Annotated in this window: 17 protein-coding genes; 5 read left to right on the forward strand and 12 right to left on the reverse strand. The window is 70.1% G+C overall.

The window, feature by feature from the left end; genetic code table 11:
• Positions 1-11 precede the first annotated feature (11 nt).
• Both dapE and FFS52_RS05065 read right to left on the reverse strand, forming a co-directional pair.
• Complete coding sequence (gene dapE / locus FFS52_RS05060) at positions 12-1,109, reverse strand: succinyl-diaminopimelate desuccinylase (RefSeq protein ID WP_137809036.1); 1,098 nt, start codon at positions 1,107-1,109, stop codon at positions 12-14.
• A gap of 4 nt (positions 1,110-1,113) precedes the next feature.
• Positions 1,114-1,629, reverse strand: coding sequence for a DM13 domain-containing protein (locus FFS52_RS05065; protein ID WP_137809066.1), 516 nt, complete (start codon positions 1,627-1,629; stop codon positions 1,114-1,116).
• A 178-nt stretch (positions 1,630-1,807) separates the two neighbouring features.
• On the opposite strand from FFS52_RS05065, the gene dapD reads away from it, so the two are divergent.
• Positions 1,808-2,773 (forward strand): 2,3,4,5-tetrahydropyridine-2,6-dicarboxylate N-succinyltransferase, encoded by a 966-nt coding sequence (gene dapD, locus FFS52_RS05070; RefSeq protein ID WP_137809037.1) that lies wholly within the window; start codon positions 1,808-1,810, stop codon positions 2,771-2,773.
• Positions 2,774-2,821: 48 nt separating this feature from the next.
• Entirely contained in the window at positions 2,822-3,064 is a 243-nt protein-coding gene (locus FFS52_RS05075; RefSeq protein ID WP_137809038.1) for a DUF3072 domain-containing protein, read from the forward strand.
• A gap of 12 nt (positions 3,065-3,076) precedes the next feature.
• Here FFS52_RS05075 and dapC read toward each other — a convergent pair whose 3' ends face one another.
• Together dapC and fdxA are read right to left on the reverse strand one after the other, a co-directional pair.
• The gene (gene dapC / locus FFS52_RS05080; protein ID WP_137809039.1) at positions 3,077-4,219 is read right to left on the reverse strand and encodes a succinyldiaminopimelate transaminase; all 1,143 of its coding nucleotides are present in this window, start codon (positions 4,217-4,219) and stop codon (positions 3,077-3,079) included.
• A 10-nt stretch (positions 4,220-4,229) separates the two neighbouring features.
• A complete protein-coding gene (gene fdxA, locus FFS52_RS05085; protein WP_058252527.1) occupies positions 4,230-4,559 on the reverse strand; it encodes a ferredoxin in 330 nt (109 codons plus the stop codon).
• A gap of 441 nt (positions 4,560-5,000) precedes the next feature.
• Between fdxA and FFS52_RS05090 the strand changes: the two genes are divergently transcribed.
• Together FFS52_RS05090 and FFS52_RS05095 are read left to right on the forward strand one after the other, a co-directional pair.
• Positions 5,001-5,654: a cysteine dioxygenase family protein gene (locus FFS52_RS05090; RefSeq protein WP_137809040.1), complete on the forward strand. Its 654-nt coding sequence runs from the start codon at positions 5,001-5,003 to the stop codon at positions 5,652-5,654.
• Positions 5,651-6,025 carry a rhodanese-like domain-containing protein gene (locus FFS52_RS05095; RefSeq protein WP_137809041.1) on the forward strand — a complete coding sequence of 125 codons (375 nt, stop codon included), beginning with the start codon at positions 5,651-5,653 and terminating at the stop codon, positions 6,023-6,025. The genes FFS52_RS05090 and FFS52_RS05095 overlap by 4 nt, the downstream gene beginning before the upstream one ends.
• A gap of 30 nt (positions 6,026-6,055) precedes the next feature.
• On the opposite strand, the gene cofG is transcribed toward FFS52_RS05095, so the two are convergent.
• From cofG to typA, 7 genes are all read right to left on the reverse strand, one after another.
• Positions 6,056-7,303, reverse strand: a complete 1,248-nt coding sequence (cofG, locus tag FFS52_RS05100) for a 7,8-didemethyl-8-hydroxy-5-deazariboflavin synthase CofG (protein WP_137809042.1) — start codon at positions 7,301-7,303, stop codon at positions 6,056-6,058.
• On the reverse strand, positions 7,300-8,805 hold the full coding sequence (locus tag FFS52_RS05105) for an NAD(P)/FAD-dependent oxidoreductase (RefSeq protein WP_137809067.1): 1,506 nt from the start codon (positions 8,803-8,805) through the stop codon (positions 7,300-7,302). Before FFS52_RS05105 ends, cofG begins: the two co-directional genes overlap by 4 nt.
• Before the next feature lie 53 nt (positions 8,806-8,858).
• On the reverse strand, positions 8,859-9,998 hold the full coding sequence (locus FFS52_RS05110; RefSeq protein ID WP_137809043.1) for an FO synthase: 1,140 nt from the start codon (positions 9,996-9,998) through the stop codon (positions 8,859-8,861).
• Between the two features lie 59 nt (positions 9,999-10,057).
• The gene (locus tag FFS52_RS05115) at positions 10,058-10,447 is read right to left on the reverse strand and encodes a facilitated glucose transporter (RefSeq protein WP_137809044.1); all 390 of its coding nucleotides are present in this window, start codon (positions 10,445-10,447) and stop codon (positions 10,058-10,060) included.
• 12 nt (positions 10,448-10,459) lie between these two features.
• Positions 10,460-11,344 (reverse strand): N-acetyl-1-D-myo-inositol-2-amino-2-deoxy-alpha-D-glucopyranoside deacetylase, encoded by an 885-nt coding sequence (mshB, locus tag FFS52_RS05120; RefSeq protein WP_137809045.1) that lies wholly within the window; start codon positions 11,342-11,344, stop codon positions 10,460-10,462.
• Complete coding sequence (locus FFS52_RS05125; RefSeq protein WP_137809068.1) at positions 11,341-13,314, reverse strand: ABC transporter family substrate-binding protein; 1,974 nt, start codon at positions 13,312-13,314, stop codon at positions 11,341-11,343. Before FFS52_RS05125 ends, mshB begins: the two co-directional genes overlap by 4 nt.
• A 69-nt stretch (positions 13,315-13,383) precedes the next feature.
• A complete protein-coding gene (gene typA, locus FFS52_RS05130; protein ID WP_058252521.1) occupies positions 13,384-15,294 on the reverse strand; it encodes a translational GTPase TypA in 1,911 nt (636 codons plus the stop codon).
• Positions 15,295-15,503: 209 nt separating this feature from the next.
• Here typA and FFS52_RS23630 point away from each other — a divergent pair, with 209 nt between their 5' ends.
• Positions 15,504-15,680, forward strand: a complete 177-nt coding sequence (locus FFS52_RS23630; protein ID WP_091344396.1) for a hypothetical protein — start codon at positions 15,504-15,506, stop codon at positions 15,678-15,680.
• 7 nt (positions 15,681-15,687) lie between these two features.
• On the opposite strand, the gene FFS52_RS05135 is transcribed toward FFS52_RS23630, so the two are convergent.
• Positions 15,688-16,536 carry an EamA family transporter gene (locus FFS52_RS05135; protein ID WP_137809069.1) on the reverse strand — a complete coding sequence of 283 codons (849 nt, stop codon included), beginning with the start codon at positions 16,534-16,536 and terminating at the stop codon, positions 15,688-15,690.
• Positions 16,537-16,588: the final 52 nt, after the last annotated feature.

Raw genomic sequence — 16,588 nt, forward strand, 5'->3', positions numbered from 1 at the left:
GTCCTGCGAGGTCAGGACAGGTAGGTGCGCAGCAGGTCGGTCACCGCGCGGATCTGCTCCACCGGCACCCGTTCGTCGACGCGATGCGCGAGATTGGGATCGCCGGGGCCCAGGTTCACCGCGGGGATTCCCAGCGCCGAGAACCGCGACACATCGGTCCAGCCGTACTTCGCGCGGAAGCGTCCGCCCGCGGCCGCCACGAGCGCCGCGGCCGCCGGGTGCCCCAGCCCCGGCAGGGCGCCGGCCGCGGAATCGGTGACCTCCAGCCCGATCCTGCCGTCGGCCAGGTCGGCGGCGAACACCTCGCGCACGTGGTCGAGCGCCTGGTCGATCGAACGGTCCGGGGCGAAGCGGAAGTTGACATCGACGTGCGCGGCGTCGGGGATCACGTTGCCGGCCACCCCGCCGCCGACCGCGACCGCCGACAGACCCTCGCGGTACTCGCAGCCGTCGATGTCGACCCGACGGGCCTCGTAGCCCGCCAGCGTGGTCAGGACACCGCCGAGCTTGTGAATGGCGTTGTCGCCCATCCACGACCGGGCCGAGTGCGCTCGGGTTCCCGTCGTCGACAACCGGACCCGCAGCGTCCCCTGGCATCCGGCTTCGATGAGCCCCGCGGTCGGCTCGCCGAGGATCGCCACGTCACCGGCGAGCCACTCGGGGAGTTCGCGTTCGATGTCGTTCAGGCCGTTGAACTCCGCGGCAATCTCCTCGCAGTCGTAGAAGATCAGCGTCAGATCCGAGGCCGGCTCCGGCAGCGTCGCCGCGAGGTGGAGGAACACCGCGTCACCGGACTTCATGTCGACGGTGCCGCATCCGTGCAGCACGTCGCCCTCCTCCGAATCCGTCTCGCGGCGGTGCGGGAGGTTGCCGGCGACCGGCACGGTGTCGAGGTGCCCGGCGAGGATGACGCGCTGGGCGTGCCCCCGGTCGGTCCGTGCGAGGACACGGTTGCCATGGCGGAGGATCTCGAATCCGCTCGTCTGCGCGCGCAGGGCGGCCTCGACCGCGTCGGCGATGGCCGACTCGTTGCGCGACTCGCTCTCGATGTCGACGAGCGCGGCGGTCAGTTCGACGGGGTCGGCGGTCAGGTCGAGGTCGGTGCTCACTCCCTCACCGTAGTGAGCCCATCTCCGCGGCGCCGAAGGAGACGCTGAACTTCACGCACCAGAGGAACACCGACGGATAGTCGCCCAGCTCGACGTCGGCGGGGATCTCGTAGACCTGGTTGCCCTTGTTCCCCTTGATCATGCCGAGGTCGACGTGCGGGACGCCCGCGGCCGTACGCCACCCGGCGAACCCCTCGAGCACGTCCCCTTGCGACAGCCACACGTGGACGTCGGGCCCGGTCGTCGTGTCCAGGTCCTCGATCGCCAGCACGCGTGAGCCGTCGGGCTGTTCGATGATCGAGACCGTTCCCGATGTCGAGTGCTCGTGGCTGATCAGGCTGCCGCGCGAGATGACCACCGGCCCGGCGGGCGGCGGCTGCCCCGGCGCCGACGTCGTGGGGGTGACCGCGACCGGGATCGCGTCGTCGACCTCGGTGTCGACGAAGATCAGCCACGGCTGGAAGACGACGGCACCGACCGCCAGCGCCGCCACGAGCACGACGCCGAGCCCGCCCACCACCCACGGCCAGCGGCGTCGGCGGCGCCGGGGCGGTACAGGTGGCGGCGGATGACCGGTCATGCTGGCGACCCTACGAGCGGCGCACAGCGCGTGACCAGGTCTTTGGGCCGAATGGATGACGCCGGGGCACCGGTGGCGGGGCGGGGGCGCCGGGGTCGATCACCTAGACTCACCTGTCGTGACATCTACTGGCGCACACGCAACTGGCATCGCGACCGTGATCGACGGGGGTTCGACTCCCGGCGTCGTCCTCGACGTCTGGTTCCCCGAACCCGAACTCGACGGGGTCGAGACCGCGGAGACCGTGATCCTCGACGACGAGTCGACACCGGCCCACCTTCGTGAGCTGGTGGGCGTTGACGAGGCCCGCGGGGTCAAGACCGTCGCGGTCCGCACCGGGATCGCCGACATCACCGCCGCCCCCATCGACGCCTACGACGTCTACCTCCGACTCCACCTGCTGTCGCATCGCCTCATCACCCCGCACGGCGCCAACCTCGAGGGCATCTTCGGGATGCTCACCAACGTGGTCTGGACCAATCACGGCCCGTGTGCGGTCGACAACTTCGAGTCGGTACGGGCGAAGCTGCGCGCCCGCGGACCGGTCACCGTCTACTCGATCGACAAGTTCCCGCGCATGGTCGACTACGTGGTGCCGGGCGGCGTACGGATCGGCGACGCCGACCGCATCCGCCTAGGTGCACACCTCGCGGCCGGCACCACCGTGATGCACGAGGGCTTCGTCAACTTCAACGCCGGCACCCTCGGGTCGTCGATGGTGGAGGGTCGCATCTCCGCGGGCGTCGTCGTCGGCGACGGCTCCGACATCGGCGGCGGCGCCTCGACGATGGGCACCCTGTCGGGCGGCGGCAAGGAGATCATCGCGCTGGGCAAGCGCTGCCTCCTCGGCGCGAACTCCGGCTGCGGCATCCCGCTGGGTGACGACTGCGTCATCGAGGCCGGCCTCTATGTCACCGCCGGCACCAAGGTCACCGGACCCGACGGCACGCAGATCAAGGCGCGCGACCTGTCCGGCCAGTCCAACCTGCTGTTCCGTCGCAACAGCCTGACCGGCGCGGTCGAGGTCGTGCCGTGGAAGGGCGACGGCATCGCCCTCAACGAGGCGCTGCACAAGAACGGCTGACGCCCTGGCTCACTGGCCGGATCTCCCATCCCGACGTATGGTGAGCACATGAACACATCGAACAATCGTTCGACGAACGATACCGACGACGTCCTCGGCGCGGGCGCCGGAAACTCCACCGAGAAGGACCCGGACGACTGGGTGACCGGCGACGAGCCGATGACCGGCGCGCAGCGGAGCTATCTCGACACCCTCGCACGGGAGGCCGGCGAGACCCTCTCGGCCGACCTCACGAAAGCCGAGGCGTCCGAGGAGATCGACCGCCTGCAACAGAAGAGCGGTCGCGGCTGAGCAGGGCCGGTGTCAGGCCGTCAGACGAGCGACGGCCGCATTGATCCGCTCATCGGTGGCGGTGAGCGCCATACGAACGTGGCGCTCACCCGCCGGACCGTAGAAATCGCCTGGAGCACAGAGGATTCCGCGGTCGGCGAGCCAGGCGACGGTCTCCCGGCACGGTTCGTCCCGGGTGGCCCAGAGGTACAGGCCCGCCTCGGAGTGGTCGACCCGGAAGCCCGCACCCTCGACAGCCGCTTTGAGCAGCCGACGCCGCGCGGCATAGCGCTCGCGCTGCTCATCGACGTGTGCGTCGTCGGCCAGTGCGGCGGTCATCGCTCCCTGGACGGGGAACGGCACGATGAGTCCGGCATGCTTGCGGACTGCGAGCAATTCGGCGATCAGATCGGGGTCGCCGGCGAAGAATCCGGCGCGATACGACGCCAGGTTCGAGATCTTGGACAGTGAGTGGACCGCGAGCAGTCCGGTGTGGTCGCCGTCGCAGACCCTCGGGTCGAGGATCGACAGCGGCTCGCCCTCCCAACTCAGACCGAGATAACACTCGTCGGACACGACGACGGTCCCCCGCTCGCGCGCCCATCCCACGACTTTGCGGAGATGATCGAGGCCGAGGACCTTGCCGGTCGGATTCGACGGCGAGTTGATGAACATCAGCGCCGGGTTCATCGGTCCCAGCGCGACGGTCGAATCCGCCCGCACCGCCCGCGCACCGGCGAGCAGGGCGCTCACCTCATAGGTCGGGTAGGCGACCTCGGGGATGACCACGTCGTCGCCGGGTCCGAGCCCGAAGGTCGAGGCCAGGCCGGCGATCGCCTCCTTGGTACCGATGACCGGCAGGATTCCCGTCTCGTCGAGCGACGTGACCCCGTGGCGTCGGATCAGCGACTCCGCGGCCGCCTCCCGCAACTCGCGGGTCCCGATCGTCGTCGGGTAGCCCGGGAACGCCGAGTTCTCGGCGAGTGCGTCGCGGATGAGTGCGGGCACCGGGTCGACGGGCGTCCCGACCGACAGGTCGACGATGCCGTCGGCGTGGGCCTGAGCCGTCGCCTTCGCATCGGCGATCGTGTCCCACGGGAAGTCGGGCAGACGCCCGCTGACGCGGGTCGAGGAGACGCGCAGGGGCGCAGCCGTACGGGAGACAGGACTGCTCATGCGGAGGCGGTCAGTCCTCTTCGTTCATCGGCGGGAGACCCTTGATGAACGCCGGATCGGCCTCGGTCTTGCCGACCTTGCTGGCGCCGCCCGGGGAGCCGAGGTCGTCGAAGAAGTCGGCGTTCGCGCTGACGTAGGGCTCCCATTCGTCGGGAACATCATCCTCGTAGAAGATCGCCTCGACCGGGCACACCGGCTCACACGCACCACAGTCGACGCACTCATCCGGCTGGATGTAGAGCATGCGTCCACCCTCGTAGATGCAGTCGACGGGGCACTCCTCCACGCAAGCCTTGTCCAACACGTCGACGCAAGGCTCCGCGATGATGTAGGTCACCACTCACTCCTTCGCTAGGGAAGATCCGGGTCGGCGCGACGAGAAACGCAGTTCGGCGTCGAACGGCACTCCGGCGTCGGCGCCGGTGCGGCCCGAGGGCTGGTCGAACCGCACCCCACAGTATCCGCCCCGGGAGACGCTGCGACGAAATCGACCCCCGTCCAGCGGCGCCCGAATCCGGGTTTGAGTAACGAGGATCACATCACCGACCGCGAGATGCCGCTCCGGGTTTCGTTCAGCGTGCCGCCAAACCTCGACGTCGCGACGATCCGCGTGCAGAGTCGGGCGCATGATCGTCGTCGACGAATCCGTCCTCACCGGACACCGACCCGCGGGCGCGTGTGCCCGGGTGCCGCACCGACCCACCGCGCGGTCGATGTCGATGTGCTGTTGCTGAACCGATCGGCCTCACCACATCCTCTTCGACTCTCGCAAGGATTCGCCATGACCTCCACCCTCGCCCGCACCGAACGGGCGCCTCAGTCCGCGTTATCGTCTCTTTCCTCCGCCCGGAATCGTGCTCGGACGTCTTCGCCGCTGCGCGAGCGTCCGGGTACCGCGGCCCCGCGCGCCCTTGGTCACCTGCCGACGCGGCTCCGGCCCGCCGACCTCCTCCGCATCACCGACCAGGGCGTCGCAGACGTCCTCGACGGTCGCCACGACGACCTGCTCCCGGAGGTCTGGGACGAACGGCATCGCTGGGCGACGCGCCTGCACGCCGACGACGACGTCGACGTGTGGCTGATCAGCTGGACGCCGGGCGAGGCCACCGAACTGCACGACCACGCCGGTTCGCTCGGAGCCCTGACGGTGTTGTCGGGCAGCTTGCGCGAGTATCACTGGACGGGAGACGATCTGGCGGTGCGCATCCTCGACGCCGGCGACCAGGCCGCCTTCCCTCTCGGGTGGGTGCACGACGTCGTGCGGAACCCGGTCGTCGCCGCCCCGGAGATCGGTGCGGAGACCAGCCCGCAGGTGACCCCGACGCTCAGCGTGCACGCCTACTCACCGCCGCTGACCGCGATGTCGTACTACGACATCTCCGAGGGCGGCCACCTGCGCCGCAACCGGACCGTCCTCACCGACCAGCCCGAATGAGCGCTCCCCGCACCATCGACGACGTACTCGCCGACGCACGGTCGCGGATCGCGCGGGTCGAGGCCGCGGACGTCCCCGCCGAGCTGGCCGACGGGGCGGTTCTGGTCGACATCCGTCCCGCGGCGCAGCGCGCGGAGGAGGGCGAGGCCCGGGGTGCTCTCGTCATCGAACGGAATGTCCTCGAATGGCGATGCGACCCGGCGAGCGACGCCCGCATCGACCAGGCCGTCGACCATGACGTCCGCTGGATCATCCTGTGCTCCCAGGGTTATACGTCGAGCCTGGCCGCCGCGGCCCTGCAGGATCTCGGATTACACCGCGCCACCGACGTCGTCGGCGGATACGAAGCGCTCGCACCCGTTCTCGGCTGACTGCCACGCACCCGACGACAGGCGCTTCCCTCAGGCAACCGCCGGCCAGGGACGCGGGGCCGGGCGGGTGTCGACGGCGAGGCCGGTCACCGGGTCGGCGAGCGCGGCGACGTGCTGGGTCAGTGCCGGGTCGATCCAGTCGGCACCGTTCAGCACATACGGCGGCTGCGCGGTGATGCGTTCGGTGAGAACGAAATCCGACTCCGCGGTGCGGGCGGCCAGGGCGTCGAGGTGAGGCCACGGGCGTTCCGGGTTGACGTGATCGGGAGTCAGCGGCGACACCCCACCCCAGTCGTCGACGCCGGAGGCGATCAGCGCGGCACATTCGGCGGGCGACACCAGGTTCGGGGGCGCCTGGATCCGCATGTGTGGGCCGAGGACGACCCGGGCGACCGCGACGGCGGCGAGGAACTCGGTCATCTCCGCGTCGGGGGTGGAGCGCATCGCGGTGTCCGGCTTCGCCCGGAAGTTCTGCACGATCACCTCCTGGATGTGCCCGCCTCGGGCGTGCACATCCGCGAGAGCCAGCAGCGATTCGGCCCGCTCGGTGAGTGATTCGCCGATCCCGACCAGAATCCCGGTGGTGAACGGGACACGAGCGGTGCCCGCGTCACGCAGCACCTGCATGCGGACCAGCGGGTCCTTGTCGGGGCTTCCGTAGTGCGCCTGGCCTTTCTCGGTGAACAGGCGACGCGACGTCGTCTCCAGCATCATGCCCATCGACGGTGCGACCGGGCGCAGGCGGAGCAGTTCCTCGAGGCTCATGACCCCGGGGTTGAGGTGCGGCAGCAGACCTGTCTCCGACAACACGGCGACCGCGGCGGCACGAACGTAGTCCAGCGTCGAGGAGTAACCCCGTTCGGCCAGCCATTCGCCGGCCTGCGGCCACCTGTCCTCGGGCCGGTCACCCAGCGTGAAAAGCGCCTCCTTGCAGCCGAGTTCGGCGCCGCGGCGGGCGAGGTCGACGACCTCGTCGAGTTCCAGATAGAGCCCCTCCCCCGCGCGGGCGAGTTTTCCGGGGACCGTGACGAAGGTGCAGTAGTGGCACCGGTCGCGGCACAGGCGCGTGAGCGGGATGAACACCTTGCGGGAGTAGGTGATCTGCCGGGACCGGCCGACCGCGGCCAGCCCCTCGTCTCGGAGCGCCCCGGCGATCGATTGCAGTTCGACCAGGTCGCCTCCCGCGCAGGACAGGAGCGTCACGGCCTCGTCGAGACCGATCGGCGCCCGCTCGCGGGCGGCTTCCAGGGCCGCGCGGACGGTCAGCTGCTCGGTCATTCGTCACCCTCCTCAGGTGTTCCGGTGCCGGGGTCGTCGGGACGGGGTTCGTACGGTTCGGGGTCGAAGGTGCCGTTGCGTTCGCGGAACGACGCCGCGGTGCCCGGCCACAGCAGGGTCAGGCGACCGCTGTCGGGGTCGACATACCAACTCTCACAACCGGTCAGCCACACCGTCGACTCGCTGCGAGCGTCGATCTCCCGCGTGTATTCGTCTTCGGCGGCAGGCGAGACCGCCAGCGTCGTGATCCCGTTGCCGGCCATGTACTCCAGCGCGCCCAGGACGTAGTCGAGTTGCGTCTCGATCATGTAGATCGCCGAGTTGTGGCCGAGCGCCGCGTTGGGCCCGTCGAGGACGAACATGTTCGGGAATCCGCTGACCACGGTCGAGGCATAGGACGTCATGCCCGCAGACCAGTGGTCGGACAGCCGCCGACCGGCACGACCGGTGATGCGCGATGCGGCGGGCGGGCGCGCGGATTCGAAACCGGTTGCCATCACCAGGACGTCGAGATCGTAGGTGTGACCACTGTGCGCGGTGGCCTTGGTCTCGGCGACCGACGTCAGTGCACTCGACTCGAACACCACATTGGACCGCTGCAGCGCCGGATAGAAGTCGTCGCTGAGCAGGATTCTCTTGCAACCGATCTCGTAGTCGGGGGTCAGTTGTTCACGGAGGTCGGCATCGGCCACCTGCCCGTGGAGGTGATCCCGTGCGCGGGAACGGATCTCGTCGATGTCCGGATGCAACCCGAGCCGCTGCCGGAACGCCGCATCGGCTTCGGTGAGCAGTCGGTCGCGCACCTCCGCCGCGACGACGGGGTCGAGCATGGCGGCCCGCTCGTCGTCGGTGTAGAGCCGGTCCGCGCGCGGCACGACATACGGTGGCGTGCGGCAGAACACGACGAGATCGTCCGCGGCGTCGGCGAGGTGCGGGATGAGCTGCACCGCCGACGCGCCGGTTCCGACGACCCCGACCCGCGCGCCCGCAACGTTGACGTCGTCGTGCCAGGCGGCCGTGTGGACGACCTGTCCCGGGAAGGTGTCGAGTCCGTCGATGTCGGGGATGCGCGCCTCCGACAACCGTCCGACCGCCAGCACCAGCGAGCGAGCGCGGAAGGTGACGGCCCGGCCGTCCGGCGCCGCCGCCGTGATCACCCAGTGCGCCCCCTGCTCGTCCCAGACCGCTTCGCGTAGTTCGCGATTGAGCTCGATGCGGTCGGCGAGTCGTTCGTCGACGACGATCTGTTCGAGATAGCTGCGGATCTCGGCGCCACGAGGGAACCGCGCCGACCAGTCGGCCGGCGGCCGGAACGAGAACGAGTACAGATGGGCGGGGATGTCGCAGGCGATGCCGGGATAGGTGTTGTCGCGCCACGTGCCCCCCACGCCGTCGGCGCGTTCGAGCACGACGAAGGACTCCCGCCCGCGGCGCGCGAGCTGCGTCGCCATCCCGAGCCCGGCGAAGCCCGCGCCGATGATGGCGACATCCACGTCGTCCATCGTCAGCGCGCGCTGCTGCGCTCCGGCCGCCCGCCCGGAAGACATGCTCCCGCTCACGCGGACACCTGGGGCAGCGGGAGTTGCCGGTCGGGCTCCGGCACCCCGTAGCGAGTGGTGCGCTGGCGCGGCCTGCGTCCGGCTCGCGCCGCGATGTCGACGACGGCCGCGGCGTCGAGGACACGACCTGACTCCGGTCCCGCGCCCGGCATCAGGGTGCCGTCGAGCAACAACCCACCCAGATCATCTGCCCCACCCCGCAACACCAGATCGACGGTGGCCGCGGGCAATTTGGTCCACGCCACCTGCAGATGGTCGAGGAGGCCTGCGGTCATGAGGCGGGCGACGGCGTGCAACGCGCGGGTCTCCCGCTCCGACGCGGTCCGCGAGGCGGTGTCCGCCAGGTGGGGCGGCACGTTCTCGGGAAGCAGTGGCATCAGGATCAGTTCGCTGAAACCGCCCGTGCGACGCTGGATCTCGAGTAGCAGTCGAAGATGGGCGATCTGGTGTGCGGGCGTCTCGACGTGCCCGTAGAGCATCGTCGCGGTGGAGAAGAGACCCACGCGGTGGGCGGTCTCGATGACGTCGACCCAGCTGCCGACCGGCGGCGCCGTGCCGGTGGGTGACAGTGTCGCCCGGACAGTGTCGTCGAGGATCTGGGCAGCGGTCCCCGGCACCGACCCCAGGCCCGCCGACCGCAGCCGCTCGAGGTGTTCGACGATCGTGATCCCGGCGCGCTCGGCGCCGTCGACGATCTCCGGGGCCCGATAGGCGTGCAGGTGGAGCCCGTCGGCGGCACTCGTGATGTCCTCCACGAGTCGGACGTACTCGTCGGCCGGCAGTTCGACGGGCAGGGGTCCCTGCATGCAGATCTCGGTCGCGCCGAGTGCGACCGCCTCGGCGACCAGTTCGTCGAGACCCGGGTCGTCGGGTCCGAGTCGGCTGACCACCCCGGTGTCGAAGTTGCGATTGACCACGAAGGTCAGCACATCCGGATCGGTGACGCGACGACGCACGGAGTCGGCGAGGTCGCACAATTCGTCGAGCTGCGCACCCGAGGCACCCAGCAGGGCGACCCAGCCGTCATCGTCGAGGGCGTCGGCCCCGAGAGTCGGGTCGTCACGGACACGGCTCAGTGCGGCCGTGACGCGCTCGATCGGGGCCATGATGTCTTCGGCCCACGCGCGCAGAAGCATGTCTCTCACTCTAACGCCGCCCGTCACGACACAACGCGGAGCGCCCCTGCGGCCGGTGGTCAGTCGGGTTCGGGCAGCCGCCCCGTCCAGCCCAGCGCGGCGCACGGCCCGACACCGAGGACGACGAGCAGCAGGGTCTGTACGAGGTAACCACTGCTGATCGAGAGCACGACGTCCCCGCCCGGGCCGGGGAGCCCGCCGGCGATCACGACGACGAGCCCCCACGCGGCAAGTGGCCCGTACCGCCACGGGGTCGCGGTGAGGCCGGCCGCGAGCCAGAGTAGGGCCGCATTGACCACGCCGGCGGCAAGTGCCGCGACGGGCAGCGCGACGCCGCCGAAGCGCTGATAGGTGAACGCAACACTCACGAGCCCGATCGCGAACCCGTCGACGACGAGGAATCCCAGGAGCAGTCGGTCGAGGACGGAGCCCAATACGGGCCGAACCATGCGGGCCACGGCTCAGTCGACCCCGGCGAACAGGTCCGACTCACGCTTCCCGTCCGGGGACCCGTGACGCTCCGGCTCGACCAGAATGTAATGCTCCGCACCGGCGATCGGCTGCACGATGTTGTTCGACAGTGCGTACTCCGTCCCGGACGCCGCGACGGTCACCTGTGTGGCGTGGGCGGCCAGGGCGGCCACCTTTCGTGGGAGGTACGCGCTGATGTCGATCTCGGTGGTGATGTCGGCGTCGGGATAGCTCGGCAGCTCACCGTCGCGGGGCATCCGCCAGCCGTCGGGTACCGCGGCGACACCGGCGAGCCCGGAGTCCAGTGCGCTGCGTTCGGTCACCGATTCGTAGATCTTGTCCGGGCCCGGACCGACTTCCCGGGCGCGGGCGACCGCGGCCGTCGTGACCTCGTGCACCAGTTTGTGATCGGGATGGCCGTACGTACCCGAGGCGTCGTAACTGACGACCACCTGGGGTGCGAAGTCGGTGAGCACGTCGACCAACGCCTCGACGGGCTCGTCGAACGGTGCCCGCACGAGTGCGCGCGGGTGGTTCGCGGACGGGGCGCCGGCCATCCCGGAGTCCCGCCATCGGCCCGCACCGCCGAGGAATCGCGGCCGCAACGCGGGTCGGCCGGCGGGACTGAGCTCGGCCAGTGCCCGCGTGAGTTCGAGTACCCGGAACCCGCCGAGCTGGTCGGCGCCGCCGTCGGCGACCAGCTGGGCCCACTCGTCGCCGATCACCTCGCCCTCCTCCCCGAGCGTGAAGGTCAGCACCCGCACGTCGACGCCCTCGGCGAGGTACCGGGCGATGGTGCCGCCGGTCATGATCGTCTCGTCGTCGGGATGAGCGTGGACGAGCAGCAGCCGGCGATCCGCCGGGACACCGGTCACGTCAGCTCCCAATTGACCGCGGTCCCGAAGATCGAGACCTGGATGGGTCCGGTGAGCGGGACGTCGCGCACCGCGGACGTGGTGCCCACGACCATCGAGTCCTGGTACAGCGGCCGGTAGATCGCCTGCGCGGCGAGGAGCGGCTCGGCCTCGTTCAGCGTCGGGATCGGGTCGTCCTCGGAGAGTGCGGTGCGCGCGAGCTCGATGAGCCGCGGGTCACACAACCCGGACACGTTGCTGGCATAGCTGTCCCCGGGATCGCCACCGCTCGGCGCGATGCTGGTGGGCGTCGGCGGCGTCGCGGGCGACGGTTCGGTACCGGGCTTGGGCTGGTTGCAGTCGACCTGCGACGCGAGCGACGACGCCGGCGGCACGCCGAGCCCCGACCACCCGACGACCAGGTCGACGCGCTGGTTGGTGAGCGCCGACCCGTACAGCTCGCTGTTGGGCAGCGTCACGACCTGAGCGCGCACCCCTGCACCTCGGAGCTGGTCGACGATGCTCGACGCGGCCGACGTGGTCCGCGGATCGCCGGCGACCGCACCGACACGGACGATGAGGTCCTGCCCGTCGCGCTGGAACGGCAGGATTCCCTCGGGTAGTTCAGGTACCTCGACCAGACCCTCGTTCGGGGTCTCGCTCACCCCGGGCGTCGCCGACCCGCCGGCGGACGGCGCCTCGGACGCGGGCGTGGACCCGGACGGGGACGACGGCGACACCGAGGAGGGCTCCGACGACGACGCCGACGGCACCGGGGATGCCGAGCCGACGGGCTCGGGCGCGGCGCGGCGGTAACCGGCGGCGCCGAGCAGGGCGTCGACCTCGGCCGCCCCGAGGCGCGGGCGGTCGACCGGTGAATAGCCCGGATCCGACGGCGCGAAGACGGTGTTCGCGAACGGTTCGACGACCCAGTCGCCGGCACCGGCGAAGGTGGTCAGTCGCGGATCGACCAACCCGAGGATCGCGCGCCGGACCTCCACCGAGCTCATCGCGTCGGTGCGGGCGTTCACGCTGACACCGAGTGACCGCGACGTCAGGCTGCGGGCGGTCTCGAGACCGGGCAGCGCGGTCAGTTCCGCGTCGGTGGCCGGCGAGGCGCCGAGGGCCACGATGGCCGAGTCGCCGGATCGTACGGAGTCGAGCATCTGGGCCGATGTGCCGGCGCGGCGGAGGACGATCTGATCCAACCGGGGCGGGGTGACCCAATACCGGTCGTTGCGGGCGAGGCGGACCTCGTCGCGGGTCTTGTCGATCCCCACGATCGCGTAGGGCCCGGCCGAAACCGGCTTGCCGGTGTCCATCCCGGTCTGGAAGCCGGCCGGCGCACCCTTGAGCACGTGACTGGGCAGCAATCCGGTGAACAGCTCTCGCCACGCGGGGTACGGCGACTCGAACCGCACCTCGACGACCTTGCCGCCCTCCCGGGACTGCACCGAGTCGATGAGCCGGTAGCCGGCCGGTGCCACGACGTTGGGCTGCCGGGACATCTGCTGCCACAGGAAGTTGAAGTCGTCGCCCGTCACCGGCAGGCCGTCGGACCACTGGGCGTCGGTGTGGATGCGGTAGGTCACGGTGAACGGCGCCCGCGACGTCACCTCAGCGGAGGTGACGAACGAGCGCTGCAGTTCCCACACCGTCCCGCCCGGGGTCTGGACCGGCGCGAACGCGCTGGGCAGCGTCATCGCCGCGACCGCCGTGGTCACCGGATTCTGGTCGGCGGCGATGTGCGGGTTGAAGCCCGATCCGACCGAGTCGGTGGCGATGTAGATCGTCTTCTCCACCGGGTACTCGGTCGGGGTCGGCGGTGGCCCGGTGTCGCGGACCGGGGGCGGCGGATCCGACATGCAGGCGGTCAGCACCACGAGCAGGGCGACGCTGCACGAGAGCATGCCGAGCAACCGCCCACGGACCCGGTTCGCGGCCTCGCGGCCCGGTCGTGGTCTCGCGCGATTCACCTCGGATACCCCCATGACGAAGAAGCTTCTCGGTCCGTCGGACGCGCCCGCCACCGTGATGCGGCGCCGGAGCGCCATCGACACTCAGCTGACGGCGGCATCCCGGGACTTGGCCCGCGAGCGCTCACGGGCGCGCGTCGTCGAGTCGAGGTGCACCTTACGCACTCGCACGACCTCAGGGGTGACCTCGACACACTCGTCCGCGGCGCAGAATTCCATGGCGCCCTCGAGGTCGAGTTGCATCGGCTTGGCGAGGGTCTCCATCACGTCGGCCGAGGACTGACGCATGTTGGTCAGCTTCTTCTCGCGGGTGACGTTGATGTCGAGATCCTCCTGGCGCGGGTTGATCCCCACGACGTGGCCCTCGTACGAGTCGTCGCCCGGGTTGACGAAGAACGTGCCGCGGTCGGCGAGCTGGATCATCGCGAACGGGGTGACCGTTCCCGACCGGTCGCTGACGAGCGAACCCGTGTGGCGCGCCCGGATCTCGCCCGCCCAGGCGTCGTAACCCTGGAACACCGCGTTGGCGATGCCGGTGCCGCGGGTCTCGGTGAGAAAGTCGGTACGGAACCCGATGAGGCCGCGCGAGGGCACGATGAACTCCATCCGGACCCAGCCGGTGCCGTGGTTGTTCATCTGCTCCATGCGGCCCTTGCGGGCGGCGAGCAACTGGGTGACCGCGCCGAGGTACTCCTCGGGCACGTCGACGGTCAGATGCTCGAACGGCTCCTGGACCTTGCCGTCCACCTTGCGGGTGACGACCTGCGGCTTGCCGACGGTCAGCTCGAAGCCCTCACGACGCATCTGCTCGACGAGGATGGCCAGGGCGAGCTCGCCACGTCCCTGCACCTCCCAGGCGTCGGGCCGGCCGATGTCGAGCACGCGCAGCGACACGTTGCCGATCAGCTCGGTGTCCAGACGCTGCTTGACCATGCGGGCGGTCAGTTTGTGGCCCGACACCCGGCCCGCCAGCGGCGACGAGTTGGTGCCGATGGTGACCGAGATCGCCGGCTCGTCGACGGTGATGCGCGGCAGCGGCTGCGGGTTCTCCAGGTCGGCGAGGGTGTCGCCGATCATGATCTCCGGCATACCGGCGACGGCCACGATGTCACCGGCCGATGCGGACTCGGCGGGCGCCCGGTCGACTCCGACGGTGGCGAGGAGCTCGGTGATCTTGGCGCGCTCGACGACGGCTTCACCGTCGACCTCGCGGCACCAGGACACCTGCTGGCCCTTGCGGAGGGTTCCGTTGTGGATGCGGACGAGCGCGAGACGGCCGAGGAAGGCCGACGCGTCGAGGTTGGTGACGTGTGCCTGCAGCGGCGCGTCCGGGTCACCCTTGGGCGCCGGGACGTGTTCGAGCAGGACGTCGAAGAAGGAGTCGAGGTTCTCCCCCGCCGGGATCTCGCCGTCGGCCGGCTGCTCGGTGCTGCAGACACCGGCGCGGCCCGAGGCGTAGAGCACGGGAAGCTCGAGGACGAGTTCGGCGGCCTTCGCGGCCTCCTCGTCCAGGTCGGAGGCGAGGTCGAGGAGCAGATCCTGCGTCTCGTCGACGACCTCCTGGATGCGGGCATCCGGACGATCGGTCTTGTTGACGACGACGATCACCGGCAGCTCGGCGGCCAGCGCCTTGCGGAGCACGAAGCGCGTCTGCGGCAGCGGGCCCTCGGAGGCGTCGACGAGCAGGACCACGCCGTCGACCATCGACAGGCCGCGCTCGACCTCGCCGCCGAAGTCGGCGTGGCCGGGGGTGTCGATGACGTTGATGACGACCTCGGTGCCGTCCGGCTGGCGCCGGTGGACCGCGGTGTTCTTGGCGAGGATGGTGATGCCCTTTTCACGTTCGAGGTCACCGGAGTCCATCACCCGGTCGACGACCTCGGCGCGCTCGCCGAAGACGCCGGACTGGCGCAGCATGGCGTCGACGAGTGTGGTCTTTCCGTGGTCGACGTGCGCGACGATCGCGACGTTGCGGAAGGTGGGGACAGCGCTCACTGGCTCTCTTTCGTGTGGTTGGGGACCGGCAGCGGCGGCCGGCGTCCGGGTCACTGCCGAACGTCTGGAACGTTCGCAGCCGAACGGCTCTGACCGGCGCGGGGAGCAGATCACCTAGGGATTCAACGTCACAGACTATCGGCTCGGGCGGTGAGACCGCGATCACAGCACCCACAAGAGTCGTAGTTAGGGTCTGCTAACCTCGCCGTATGGGCAAGGTCGACCCGACCAAGGTGGGCTCTCTGAAGCCCAAGAAGAAGTGTTGCAAGAGTTCGACGCGCTGTGTTCGCTGTCCGGTGGTCATCCACCGTATGCGCAAGCTCGACACCTCCGACATGTCGAAGAAAGAGCTGCACAAAGCACTGAAGAAGGCGCGCGCCGCCTGATTCCCGGTCACCCCGGCGGAATCTCCGCCTCGCGATCGTCGGACCGGTTGTCGTCGTCGACCGATCGCACGGCCACCGCCACCGCGACGAGCGCGATCCCGACCGCTTCGAGGGGCCGCGGCACCTGCGCCAGCGCGAGCAACCCGATCACCGACGCCGTCACCGGCAGCAGCGCGAGCAGGATCGCGAACCTCGCCTGGCCGACCCGCCGCAGCACGATCTGGTCGAGTGCGTAGGGCACCGCGGTCGAGGCGATGCCGAGCAGCAACCCTTGGGCCAGGACCACCGGCAACGCGGCCCCCGCGCGTACCGCGTCGGCCACCCACCACGCGAGCGGCGCGGTGAGCAACGCGGCCACCGCGAAGCCGGTTGCCAGGTCCTCGACGCCCGTGCCTCGCGCCGCGACCCGTTTGCCCAGGACGATGTACCCCGCCCAGCAGGCGGCCGCGGTCAGCGCCAGGACGACGCCGATCGCCGTTCCCGACCATCGGACGTCGGCGATCAGGACCACGCCGACCGCCGCCAGGACCAGTGCGGCGACGTCGCGACGCGTCGCAGAACCCAACGCGGCCACCACGATCGGGCCCAGGAACTCCAGGGCGACGGTCGTGCCCAGGGGCAGGTGCGCGAGCGCCTCGTAGAAGGCGATGTTCATCCCGGCGGTGATCAGCCCGAAGCATCCGGCGAGGCGCAATCGCTCCCAGCGCCAGGCGCCGCGGGGTGGACGCACCCACAGGAGCAACACCAGCGCGGCCCCGGCGATCCGCAACCACGCGACGGCGGCCGGGGAGATGACGTCGAACAGGCCGACGGCGACGGCCGCGCCGAGATACATCGATGTCGCTCCGACGACCATCAGTCCCGGCGGGACCAGCACGTCTCGTCGTGTCACCGGCACGACAACCTCC

The organism is Gordonia sp. ALPHA1B1 (assembly GCF_005502615.1).
GTDB classification, from domain to species: domain Bacteria; phylum Actinomycetota; class Actinomycetes; order Mycobacteriales; family Mycobacteriaceae; genus Gordonia; species Gordonia hongkongensis.

Excerpts from the sequence above, each read along its gene's own strand:
- FFS52_RS05110 (WP_137809043.1), bottom strand. The coding sequence starts at position 9,998 with ATGCTTCTGCGCGCGTGGGCCGAAGACATCATGGCCCCGATCGAGCGC.
- FFS52_RS23630 (WP_091344396.1), top strand. The coding sequence starts at position 15,504 with ATGGGCAAGGTCGACCCGACCAAGGTGGGCTCTCTGAAGCCCAAGAAG.
- FFS52_RS05135 (WP_137809069.1), bottom strand. The coding sequence starts at position 16,536 with ATGGTCGTCGGAGCGACATCGATGTATCTCGGCGCGGCCGTCGCCGTC.
- FFS52_RS05125 (WP_137809068.1), bottom strand. The coding sequence starts at position 13,314 with ATGGGGGTATCCGAGGTGAATCGCGCGAGACCACGACCGGGCCGCGAG.
- dapC (WP_137809039.1), bottom strand. The coding sequence starts at position 4,219 with ATGAGCAGTCCTGTCTCCCGTACGGCTGCGCCCCTGCGCGTCTCCTCG.
- FFS52_RS05115 (WP_137809044.1), bottom strand. The coding sequence starts at position 10,447 with ATGGTTCGGCCCGTATTGGGCTCCGTCCTCGACCGACTGCTCCTGGGA.
- FFS52_RS05095 (WP_137809041.1), top strand. The coding sequence starts at position 5,651 with ATGAGCGCTCCCCGCACCATCGACGACGTACTCGCCGACGCACGGTCG.
- FFS52_RS05090 (WP_137809040.1), top strand. The coding sequence starts at position 5,001 with ATGACCTCCACCCTCGCCCGCACCGAACGGGCGCCTCAGTCCGCGTTA.
- FFS52_RS05075 (WP_137809038.1), top strand. The coding sequence starts at position 2,822 with ATGAACACATCGAACAATCGTTCGACGAACGATACCGACGACGTCCTC.
- FFS52_RS05105 (WP_137809067.1), bottom strand. The coding sequence starts at position 8,805 with ATGGACGACGTGGATGTCGCCATCATCGGCGCGGGCTTCGCCGGGCTC.
- cofG (WP_137809042.1), bottom strand. The coding sequence starts at position 7,303 with ATGACCGAGCAGCTGACCGTCCGCGCGGCCCTGGAAGCCGCCCGCGAG.